This is a genomic window from Nonomuraea sp. NPDC001684, assembly GCF_053596515.1.
This window is the reverse complement of record NZ_JBSFGJ010000349.1, coordinates 1-9,861: the sequence shown is the minus strand read 5'-3', so window position 1 is coordinate 9,861 and position 9,861 is coordinate 1. Positions and strand designations below refer to the sequence as shown.

Below are 9,861 nucleotides of genomic sequence, written 5' to 3'. Positions count from 1 at the left end.
TCGAGGCGGGCCGCCAGGCTCTGCCTGCGGGCGTCCCGGCCGCCCGCGCCGAGCACGGTGACCGGGATGTCGGGAAAGGGATGACCGGCCCGGATACGCCTACCAGGTGCGCCGCGCCGACTTCGACTCCCTCCTGCTGGCCAGGGCCAGGGAGCTGGGCGCGACGGTGTTCGAGGAGGCCACGGTCAAGGACCTGGTGTTCGACGGCGACCGCGTCACCGGCGTCACGTACACGGTGAAGGGCGACGCCGAGCAGCGCACCGCCCGCTGCCGCCTGCTGATCGACGCCACCGGGCAGCAGCACCTGCTGGCCCGCCGCTTCGACCTCATCGAGTACCACGACGACCTGCGCAACATCGCGGTCTGGTCGTACTGGCAGGGCTGCAAGCGCTACGGCGGCACGCGCTTCGGCGACACCGTCACCGAGAACCGCCCCGCGGGCTGGTTCTGGTTCATCCCCCTGCACGACGGCACGGTGAGCGTCGGCTACGTCACCCCCATCGAGGAGTACAAGAAGTCCGGCAAGAGCCTGGAGGACCTGTACGCCTCGGAGCTGGCCGCCGCCGAGGAGGTGCGGGCCCTGACCGAGGGCGCCACCCGGGTCAGCGGCTTCCGCAGCATCCGCGACTGGTCCTACACCTGCACCCGCTTCCACGGGCCCGGCTGGGCCCTGGTGGGCGACGCGGCGGCCTTCATCGACCCGCTGCTGTCCACCGGCGTCGGCCTGGCGCTGCGCGGCGCCCACGGGCTGGCCGGCGCGGTGGACGAGATCCTCGCCGACCCGGCCTCGGAGGAGGCCGTGCTGGCGCGCTACGAGAAGGACTACCGCGAGTTCCTGAACTCCCTGCTGGACTTCGTGCGCTTCTTCTACGACCGCACCAAGCACAAGGAGGAGTACTGGGACAGGGCGCAGAAGACCCTCGACCCCAGCAAGCTCCGCCCCCGCAAGATCGACTTCGCCACGATGCTCTCGGGCGTCTCCGGCATCCACGCCATCTTCCACGACGACTGAGGAACCCGTTGATGTCGCCTACAACTGTGCACGGACACGTCGCCGAGCAGGCCAGGCGCACGCCCGACGCGGTCGCGGTGTCGGCGGGCCCGGTGCGGCTGACCTACCGGGAGCTCGACGAGCGGGCCAACCGCCTCGCCCACCGCCTGCGCGGGCTCGGCGCCGGCCCCGAGACGCCGGTCGCGGTGCTGATGGAGCGCTCGGCCGAGCTGGTCGTCACGCTCCTCGCGATCCTCAAGACGGGCGGCTGCTACCTGCCCGTCCACAGCGCCTACCCGGCCGACCGCCGGCAGTGGATCGTCGACTCGTCCGGGACGCCCGTCCTGGTCGCCGACCGCGCCAAGGCCGCCGCGGGCCTGCCGTCGGCCCCCGCGACGCTGCTGGCCGACGACGACCCCGCCACCGCGGCGCAACCGGCCACGGCGCCGGACGTCGCCGCCGGCCCGGACGACCTGGCCTACGTCATCTACACCTCGGGCTCGACCGGGCACCCCAAGGGCGTCGCGGTCACCCACTGGGACGTGCTGGGCCTGGCCCTCGACCCCTGCTGGGACACCGGCGCCCACGAGCGCGTCCTGATGGTCGCGCCGTACGCCTTCAACGTCTCGACGTACGAGCTGTGGGTGCCGCTGCTGCACGGCGGCACGATCGTCGTGGCGCCGCCCGGCGAGCCGGACCTCGACACCCTGCGCCGGCTGATCCGCGAGGAGCGGATCACCGGGCTGCACCTGACCGCAGGACTGTTCCGCGTCGTGGCCGAGGAGGGGGCGGACTGCCTGGCCGGCGTCCGCGAGGTGCTCACCGGCGGCGACGTGATCGTGCCCGCCGCCGTCCGCCAGGTGCTGGCCGCCTGCCCGGGGACGACCGTGCGGGCCATGTACGGCGCGACCGAGGTGACCCTGTTCTCCACCCACGCGCCCCTGACCGCCGGCACCGAGCTGGGCACCACCGTGCCGGTCGGCGGCCCGATGCGGGACGTGCGGCTCTACGTGCTCGACGACCGCCTCAGCCCGGTCCCCGGCGACCTGGAGGGCGAGCTGTACATCGCGGGCAGGGGAGTGGCCCGGGGCTACTACGGCCGTCCCGACCTGACCGCCGAGCGCTTCGTCGCCGACCCGTTCGGCGGGCCCGGCGAGCGCATGTACCGCACCGGCGACCTGGTCCGGCGCAACGACGACGGGCAGATCGAGTTCATCGGGCGGGCCGGCGACCAGGTCAAGATCCTGGGCTTCCGGGTGGAGCTGGCCGAGGTGGAGGCCGTGCTGGCCGGCTATCCCGGGCTGGCGCACGTCGCCGTCGTGGCCGGGCAGTCGCGGCAGGGCGACAAACGTCTGGTCGCCTACGTCGTGCCGGCCGCCGAGGCCCCCGACCCCGCCGCGCTGCGCGCCCACGTGCGCACGTCGCTGCCGGACTACATGGTGCCCACGGCGTTCGTCGTGCTGGACGCGCTGCCCCTGACCGCCAACGGCAAGGTGGACCGCGCGGCCCTGCCCGACCCCGACACCGAGCCCGGCTCGGCCTACCGCGCGCCGCAGAACCCCCGCCAGGAGGTCCTGTGCACGGTGTTCGCCGAGGTGTTCGGCGTCGAGCGGGTCGGCGTGGACGACAGCATCTTCGACCTGGACGTCCAGTCGCTGCTGGCGATGCGGCTGGTCAGCCGGATCCGCGCGGCGCTCGGCGTGAACCTGTCCATCGGCGACCTGTTCGACGCGGCGACCGTGGCCGGCCTGGACGAATGGCTAGAGGCCGGCGCGCGCACCCAGTGAGAGGGACGAGATGAGCAACCCATTCGACGACCGGGACGCGGCCTTCCGCGTGCTGGTGAACCACGAGGGCCGGCACTGCCTGTGGCCCGCCTTCGCCGACGTGCCCGCGGGATGGGAGGTCGCCTTCGGCCCCGCCGTCCGCGACGCCTGCACCGAATACGTCACCGCCCACTGGACGGACCTGCGCCCGCGCGGTCTCGCCGCCCGGACGGACGCCGGATAGCCCATGACCGCCACGACGATCTTCGACGACCTGCGCCTGGACCACATCGGCTTCTACGTCGGCGACCTGGACGGCGAGACCGCCCGGCTGACCGGCTCCCTGGGCCTGGCGGCCTACGCCACGGCCCAGGACGGCCGGGCCCGCGCGGCGGCCCTGGGCGCGAACCGGATCAGGTTCACGCTCACCCAGCCGCTGGCCGCCGACCACCCCGGCGCCGGCTACCTCGACCGGCACGGCGACGGCGTGTCCGACATCGCGCTGGGCGTGCCCGACGCCGCGGCCGCCTACCACGAGGCGGTGCGGCGCGGCGCCCGTCCGGTCTCGGCCCCCGCCGGGCGCGACGGCTTCGTCACGGCCGCCGTCCACGGCTTCGGCGACGTGCTGCACACGTTCGTGCAGCGCCCGGCCGGGGCACGGGAGCGCGCGCTGCCCGGCTTCCGCGACACCGCGCCGCGGCCGGCCGATTCGGCCCTCGGGCTGCGGGAGGTGGACCACCTGGCCGTGTGCGTCCCGGCCGGGGAGCTCGACGCCACCGTCGAGTGGTACCGGCGGGTGCTCGGCTTCGACCTCACCTTCGCCGAGCGCATCGCCGTCGGCTCGCAGGCCATGACCACCAAGGTCGTGCGCAGCCGCGGCCGCGGCGAGGTGACGTTCACCCTGATCGAGCCGGACGTGACCAGGACGCCCGGCCACATCGACGAGTTCCTGCGCGACCACGGCGGCGCGGGCGTGCAGCACCTGGCGCTGGCCGCCGCCGACATCGTGACCGCGGTGGAGGGCACCGCGGCCCGCGGGGTGGAGTTCCTGACCGCCCCCGACGTCTACTACAGCCTGCTCGCCGAACGGGTCCGGCCGGTGAAGTACCCGCTGGAGGACCTGGCCCGGCTCGACATCCTCGTCGACGAGGACCACGACGGGCAGCTCTACCAGATCTTCGCCCGCTCCACCCACCCCCGCGACACCTTCTTCTTCGAACTCATCGAGCGACTGGGCGCCCGCAGCTTCGGCAGCGGCAACATCAGCGCCCTCTACCGGGCCGTGGAGCTCCAGCGCAGCGGCCGACGCGATGCCCGCACGGAGGCGGCAGCATGACCATTTCCCCGCCGGCGATCCGGTACCCCCTGTCCTACACCCAGCACTTCCTGCGCCTGTTCGACCAGGGCGACGCCCAGGGGCCCTTCAGCGCCCGCTACAACATCGTCGTCGGCTGGCGCCTGCGCGGCCGCATCGACGTCGACACCCTCCAGCTCGCCATGGACGACGTCGCCGACCGGCACGACGCGCTCAACATGACGATCACCCGTGGGGAGGGGGAGGCGTACCAGGTGCGGCAGCCGTCCGCGCCGGCCCGGCTGCTCGTGGTCGACCTGCCGGCCGCCGCCCCCGAGGAGCGCGCGCTGCGGGCCGAGGAGCTGCTGACCGAGGTCGAGGCCGGCTCCTACAGCCTCCAGGAGCTGCCGCACCTGCGCGCCATCCTCGGCCGGTTCGACGACGAGGACGCGGTGCTGGCGCTGATCGTGCACCACACCGCGGGCGACGGCTGGTCCATGCAACTGCTCATCCGCGACATCGTCACCCGCTACGCCGAGCGCCGCGGCCACGCCGTGCCGCCGCTGCCCGAGCCCCGGCCCTACCACGAGTACGCCGGACGGCAGCAGGAGCAGGCCGGCAGCGCCGAGACCCAGGCCGCCCGCGACTTCTGGGCCGAGCTGCTGCGCGGGGCGCGCATGCTGGCCGTCCCCACCGACCACGCCAGGTCGGCCGGGCTGGCCAAGCTCTGCCCGGTCCACCGGTTCTCGCTGCCCAAGGACGTCTCCGCCCGGGTGATCAGCTACGCCAGGACGATGCGCAGCTCGCCGTTCATGGTGCTGCTGGCCGCCTACAACGTGCTGCTCAGCCGGATCACCGGGGCCACCGACCTGGTCGTCCCGGTGATCAGCTCCGGACGCGGGCAGCCGGAGTTCCAGGAGACCGTGGGGCCGTTCTTCAACTTCCTGCCGCTGCGCACCGGCCTCGACGGCTGCGCCACCTTCCGGCAGGTCGTCGAGCGCTCCCGCCGCACCTGCATGGACTCCTACGCCAACGAGATCCCGTTCCTGCAGATCGTGGCCGAGGCGCCCGAGCTGATGGCCGACGCCGCGCTGGAGAGCAAGGCGCTGTGCGCGCTGCAGGTCTGGCAGTTCGCCACCGGCCTGGACGGCGAGCGCGTCGGCGACCTGGAGATCGCCGAGGTCCGCGAACGCCTGCTGGACCAGCCCAACGGCACCGACATCCCCGACGGCGCGCTGCTCACCTTCGACATCGCCCCCTCCGGCGAGATCTTCGGCAACTTCGCCTACAACAGCAACCTGTTCACCGAGAGCACGATCGTGACGATGGTGGCCGACTTCGGCGAGATCCTGCGCGCCGGCCTGGCCGCCCCCGACTCGCCTCTGGAGTGATCGCCATGCGCGTGATGTTCACCGTCTTCCCCGCGACGGCGCACTTCCTGCCGATCGTGCCCTACGCCTGGGCGTTGCAGGCGGCCGGGCACCAGGTGGTGGTGGCGGCCCCGCCGGGCGTCGACACCGGGGTCTCGGTGCCCGACTTCCACCGGTCGGTGAACGCGGCCGGGCTGACCGCGGTCTCCTGCGGCGCGCCCGAGCCGCTGTCGGTGCACGACCGCGGCTACCCCGGGTTCGCCGGCCTGATCCCGACGATCGAGGAGTCGGAGCGCCTGGTCGCCGCGCTCGGCATCACCGAGGCGGAACGCCCGCCCTGGGATGTCTTCTACCACTTCGCGCTGCTGACCATGCGCAACTACCATCCGCCGGAGCCCCGCCAGGACGTGCGGGCCGTCGTCGAGTTCGCCCGCGAGTGGCGGCCCGACCTCGTCCTGTGGGATCCGTGGTTCCCGTGCGGCGCGGTGGCGGCCCGGGTCTGCGGCGCCGCCCACGCCCGTACGCTGCTGGCCCCCGACTACACCGCCTGGGCCGCGGACAAGTTCGCCGGCAGCGGCGAGCGGAACCCCATGACCGGGGTGATCGGCCCGCTGGCCGACAGGTACGGCGTGACCGTCGACGACAACCTGCTGCTCGGCGACTGGACGGTGGACCCGTTCCCGCCCGGGATGAGCCTGCCCACCCCCGGCGTGCGCCGCCTGCCCGTCCGGTACGTCCCCTACACCGGGGCGAGCGTCGTGCCCGAGTGGCTGCGCCGACCGCCGGAGCGGCCGCGGGTGGCGATCTCGCTGGGCGTGTCGATGCGCACGTTCTTCAAGGGCGACTGGGGGCGCACCGCCAAGCTGATGGAGGCCGTGGACGGCCTGGACGCCGAGGTCGTCGCCACCCTGGACGCCAACCAGCTGCTCGACCTGGACCGCCCGCTGCCCGCCAACGTGCGCGTGTTCGACTACGTGCCGCTCGACCAGCTCCTGCCGACCTGCTCGGCGATCATCCACCACGGCTCGATCGGCACCTTCGCGGCCGCCTCGGCCATGAACGTCCCGCAGGTCGTCTGCGACACCGACGAGCACAACCGGCTCGTCGGCACCCCCGTCGAGGGCGGCATCGACTGGCAGCTCCAGTGCCAGAAACAGCTCACCTCGACCCGAACCTCCCGGTACGTCACCACGCGCGGCGCCGGCGTGCGGATCAACCACCAGACGCAGTCCGCGGCCGAGATCCGCGACGAGCTGCTGCGCGTGCTGAAGGACCCCTCGTTCACCAAGGGCGCGGCCGCCATCCACGAGGACTGGCTGGCCACGCCGAGCCCGACCGACATCGTCGCGGAGCTGGAGCGGCTGACCGCCGCCGCCCGGTAGCCGTCGACCCCTCAGACAGGAGGCGGACAGTTGCGGATCCTGGTCACCGGCGGCGCCGGTTTCATCGGCTCGGAGTTCGTCAGAGCCACGTTGCGCGACTCGCCGGGCACGCGGGTCACCGTCCTGGACAAGCTCACCTATTCCGGCAACCTGGAGAACCTCGACCCGGTGGCCGGCCACCCGGGGCTGCGCTTCGTGCAGGGCGACACCGCCGACCCGCTCGTGGCCGACGAGGTGGTGGCCGGGCAGGACGCGATCGTGCACTTCGCCGCCGAGACGCACGTCGACCGGTCGATCGTCAGCGCGACCGGCTTCGTGCGCTCCAACGTGCTGGGCACCCAGACCCTGCTGGAGGCGGCCCTGCGGCACGGCGTCGGCCGCTTCGTGCACGTCTCCACCGACGAGGTGTACGGCTCCATCGCCGAGGGCTCGTGGACCGAGGAGACGCCGCTCGCGCCGAACGTGCCGTACGCGGCCTCCAAGGCCGGCTCGGACCTGCTCGCGCTGGCCTTCCACCGCACGCTCGGCCTGGACGTCGTGATCACCCGCTGCACCAACAACTACGGCCACTACCAGTTCCCCGAGAAGGTCATCCCGCTGTTCGTCACCAATCTGCTCGAAGGCCGCCGGGTGCCCCTGTACGGCGACGGCGGCAACCGGCGCGACTGGCTGCACGTCTCCGACCACTGCCGGGCCATCCGGATGGTCCTCGACCGCGGCCGGGCCGGCGAGGTCTACCACATCGGCGGCGGCAGCGAGCTGAGCAACCTGGAGCTGACCGCCCGCCTGCTGGAGGCGTGCGGCGCGGGCTGGGACATGGTCGAGCACGTTCCCGACCGGCCGGGGCACGACCTGCGCTACTCCCTCGACATCTCCAAGATCGAGCGGGAGCTGGGCTACGCGCCGTCGGTCGACTTCGAGACCGGGCTGGCCGCGACCGTCGCCTGGTACCGGGACAACCGGTCCTGGTGGGAACCGCTCAAGCACCGCGAGCTCGCCGTGGCCGCCCACTGAAGATCATGAGGAGAAGCCATGCAGGACATTGTCCGACGTCTTGACACGTGCCGGGTCTGCGGGCGCGACGACTGGCTGGAGGTCACCTCCTTCGGGTCCGTGCCGCTGGCCAACGGCTTCCTCGACCCCGCCGACCTCCCGGCCGAGGAGCCCGCCTACCCCGTGGACGTCATCGTGTGCCGCAACTGCCGGCTGATGGCCATCCGGCACGTGATCAGGCCCGACGTGCTGTTCCGGCACTATGTGTACGTCACCTCCGAGTCCGACCAGATGACCGGCCACATGCGGCGCATCGTCGGCTGGTGCACCCGCCGGGCCGGGCTCGCGCCCGGCGAGCTGGTCGTCGAGCTGGGCAGCAACGTCGGCCTGCAGCTCGCGCTCTTCCAGGAGCAGGGGCAGCGGGTCGTCGGCGTGGACCCGGCCGAGAACCTGGCCGAGATCGCCAACGCCCGCGGCGTGCGCACGCTGCCCGAGTTCTTCGGCGCCGACCAGGGCCGCCGCATCCACGCCGAGCAGGGCGAGGCCAAACTGGTGCTCGGCCGCCAGTGCTTCGCCCACATCGACGACGTGCACAACGTGCTGGACGGCGCCACCGCCGTGCTGGCCCCCGACGGGCTGGTCGCGATCGAGGTCCCGTACCTGCTGGACCTGCTGGAGGAGAACCAGTTCGACACGATCTACCACGAGCACCTGTCGTACTACTCGGTCACCACGCTGAGCCACCTGTTCGCGCGGCACGGCCTGCGCATCGTGGACGTCGAGCGGGCGGCCGTGCACGGCGGCTCGATCGTCGTCTTCGCCGCCAGGGAGGGCTCGGCCCACCCTGCCCGCCCCTCCGTGAACCGGCTGCTGTCGCTGGAGCGGCAGAGCGGCCTCGACTCCGACGAGGCCTACCTGGCCTTCGCCGAGCGCGCCCACCAGGTGATCAAGCAGATCGGCGACCTCGTGCGCGACCTGGCCGGGCGCGGCCTGACCGTCGCCGGGTACGGCGCGCCGTCCAAGGGCACCACCCTGCTGCAGTTCTGCGAGCTCGGCCCGGCCGAGGTGCGCTTCTGCAGCGACACCACCAGTCTCAAGCACGGCCGGCTGCTGCCCGGCACCCGCATCCCCTGCCGCTCGCCCGAGCAGGCCCGCGACCAGCAGCCCGACTACTACCTGCTGCTCGCCTGGAACTACGCCGACGAGATCATCTCCAAGGAGCAGGACTTCCTGCGCCGCGGCGGCAAGTTCATCATCCCCATCCCGCAGCCGAGGGTCGTGACGGCCGAGCCCGTCCCGGCGGTGGCCTGAAGGAGATCTGCATGGAATACGGATCCGACCACGCCGAGTACTACGACCGCGTCTTCCGCAGCCGCGGCAAGAGCTTCGAGGGCGAGGCCCGGGAGCTCGACCGGATCATCAGGGAGCGGTCGCCGCACGCGGCCTCGCTGCTCGACGTCGCCTGCGGCACCGGCGCGCACCTGGAGACCTTCGCCAAGCTCTTCGACCACGTCGAGGGGGTCGAGCTGTCGCCCGACATGCGGGAGGTCGCCGGACGGCGGCTGCCCGGCGTGCCGCTGCACGCCGGCGACATGCGCACCTTCGACCTCGGACGCACCTTCGACGCCGTGACCTGCATGGGCAACGCCGTCGGCGAGCTGGGCTCCTACGACGAGCTGGTGGAGGCCGTCGGCCGGATGGCGGCCCACCTGGCGCCCGGCGGCGTCCTCGTCGTCGAGCCCTGGTACTTCCCGGAGAACTTCCTCGACGGGCACGTCGGCGGCCACACGCTGGTGGAGGAGGGGCTGGTCATCTCCCGCATGACGCACTCGCGCAGGGAGGGCGGCAAGAGCCGGCTGGAGGTGCGGTTCAGGGTCGCCGACGCCTCGGGTTTCAAGGAGTTCGCCGAGGTCCTGTACTCCAGCCTGTTCACCTGCGACCAGTACCTGGAGGCGTTCGCCAAGGCGGGCTGCCAGGCCGAGTTCCGGCCCGCGTTCAAGCTGGCCGACGGCCGGCCCAACAGCCCCGGGCTGTTCGTCGGCGTGCGCGAGGAGGCCGGCGATGG

Annotated in this window: 8 protein-coding genes and 1 pseudogene; all 9 read left to right on the top strand. The window is 72.6% G+C overall.

The features are described from left to right. Nucleotides 1–94: 94 nt before the first annotated feature. Nucleotides 95–1,012 (top strand): annotated as a pseudogene (locus ACWCSD_RS39070) (NAD(P)/FAD-dependent oxidoreductase); the annotation flags it as partial. A gap of 26 nt (nt 1,013–1,038) precedes the next feature. Continuing rightward, nucleotides 1,039–2,778, top strand: coding sequence for an amino acid adenylation domain-containing protein (locus tag ACWCSD_RS39065; protein WP_449922464.1), 1,740 nt, complete (start codon nt 1,039–1,041; stop codon nt 2,776–2,778). Nucleotides 2,779–2,788: 10 nt separating this feature from the next. Further along, nucleotides 2,789–3,001 carry an MbtH family protein gene (locus ACWCSD_RS39060; protein WP_352359912.1) on the top strand — a complete coding sequence of 71 codons (213 nt, stop codon included), beginning with the start codon at nt 2,789–2,791 and terminating at the stop codon, nt 2,999–3,001. 3 nt (nt 3,002–3,004) lie between these two features. Further along, nucleotides 3,005–4,093, top strand: a complete 1,089-nt coding sequence (hppD, locus tag ACWCSD_RS39055; protein ID WP_449922462.1) for a 4-hydroxyphenylpyruvate dioxygenase — start codon at nt 3,005–3,007, stop codon at nt 4,091–4,093. Beyond that, entirely contained in the window at nt 4,090–5,442 is a 1,353-nt protein-coding gene (locus ACWCSD_RS39050; protein ID WP_449922460.1) for a condensation domain-containing protein, read from the top strand. The genes hppD and ACWCSD_RS39050 overlap by 4 nt, the downstream gene beginning before the upstream one ends. A gap of 5 nt (nt 5,443–5,447) precedes the next feature. Next, on the top strand, nt 5,448–6,803 hold the full coding sequence (locus tag ACWCSD_RS39045) for a nucleotide disphospho-sugar-binding domain-containing protein (RefSeq protein ID WP_387673392.1): 1,356 nt from the start codon (nt 5,448–5,450) through the stop codon (nt 6,801–6,803). Between the two features lie 30 nt (nt 6,804–6,833). Next, the gene (rfbB, locus tag ACWCSD_RS39040) at nt 6,834–7,817 is read left to right on the top strand and encodes a dTDP-glucose 4,6-dehydratase (RefSeq protein ID WP_352327799.1); all 984 of its coding nucleotides are present in this window, start codon (nt 6,834–6,836) and stop codon (nt 7,815–7,817) included. An 18-nt stretch (nt 7,818–7,835) separates the two neighbouring features. Then, nucleotides 7,836–9,107: a class I SAM-dependent methyltransferase gene (locus ACWCSD_RS39035; protein WP_358295601.1), complete on the top strand. Its 1,272-nt coding sequence runs from the start codon at nt 7,836–7,838 to the stop codon at nt 9,105–9,107. Nucleotides 9,108–9,118: 11 nt separating this feature from the next. Continuing rightward, nucleotides 9,119–9,861: class I SAM-dependent methyltransferase (locus ACWCSD_RS39030; RefSeq protein ID WP_449922457.1), on the top strand; the 743-nt coding region annotated here is incomplete at its 3' end.